Here is a 1,020-nt window from a genome sequence, read left to right as displayed (position 1 = left end):
CGCCAGACCTGGGTCGCGCTTTTCTGGTCGGGTTGGAGGAAGACCTGCCGGATCGCGGCGGCGACCACGGTGTTCTGGCCCTTGGGCACATAGGACAGGGCATTGCGCATGAAGTGCACCCGGCAGCGCTGCCAGGTGGCACCCATGACACGGGTGATCGCACCCTTGAGGCCCTCGTGGGCATCGGAGATGACCAGCTTCACGCCAGTCAGGCCGCGGCGGACCAGGTCCTTGAGGAAGTCGGACCAGAAGACTTCGGCTTCCGAGGGGCCGATATGCAGGCCGACGATCTCGCGCCGGCCCTCGGTGTTGACGGCCATGGCGATTATTGCGGCGACGCTGATGATCCGCCCGCCTTCGCGCACCTTGAGATAGGTGGCATCGAGCCAGAGATAGGGCCACTCGCCGGTCAGCGGGCGCTTGAGGAAGGCGTGGACGCGCTCGTCGATATCCTTGCACAGTTTGGAGACCGTGGACTTGGAGATGCCGGTCATGCCCATGGCCTGCACCAGTTCGTCGACCCGGCGGGTGCTGACGCCGCCGATCCACGCCTCCTGGATCACCGCGACCAGCGCCTTCTCGACCATCTTCCGGGGTTCCAGGAAGCCGGGGAAGTAGGATCCGGCGCGCAGCTTGGGGATCTTGAGGTTGAGCGTGCCGACACGGGTGTCCAGCGAGCGGTCGCGATAGCCGTTGCGCCATGTGGCCCGCTCCCCACTGCGTTCGTGTCGGCCAGCGCCGATCAGGCCGTCAACGTCGGCCTCCATGATCAGCTGCAACACGTTCTCGGCGATGCTGCGCAAAAAATCCGGTTGGCCGCCCTTCGCAGCCAGCTCTTCGATCAGTAATCTGTCCTCGGTCATCGGGAACTCCTCTTCGTCACGGTTGAAGTGTGCAAACTCCACCATAACGATGAGCCCGGTGGCCACCAGCGACGCCGCATTCCGGGGTGGGGCATGCCCCACCCCGGAATACACCATCGCCTACACCGGAAATTACACCACGAGCGCGGACGCTAGC

1 protein-coding gene is annotated in these 1,020 nt (G+C 64.6%); it reads right to left on the bottom strand.

Annotation, left to right across the window (positions count from 1 at the left end; all coding sequences use genetic code 11):
* A partial coding sequence (locus H7F49_RS19295; RefSeq protein WP_185685164.1) for an IS256-like element ISSpma2 family transposase occupies positions 1-863 on the bottom strand: 863 nt, incomplete at its 3' end.
* Positions 864-1,020 lie beyond the last annotated feature (157 nt).

Origin of the sequence: Novosphingobium aerophilum (assembly GCF_014230305.1) — a bacterium.
Lineage (GTDB): Bacteria > Pseudomonadota > Alphaproteobacteria > Sphingomonadales > Sphingomonadaceae > Novosphingobium > Novosphingobium aerophilum.
This window is presented reverse-complemented; position numbering and strand designations above follow the sequence as displayed.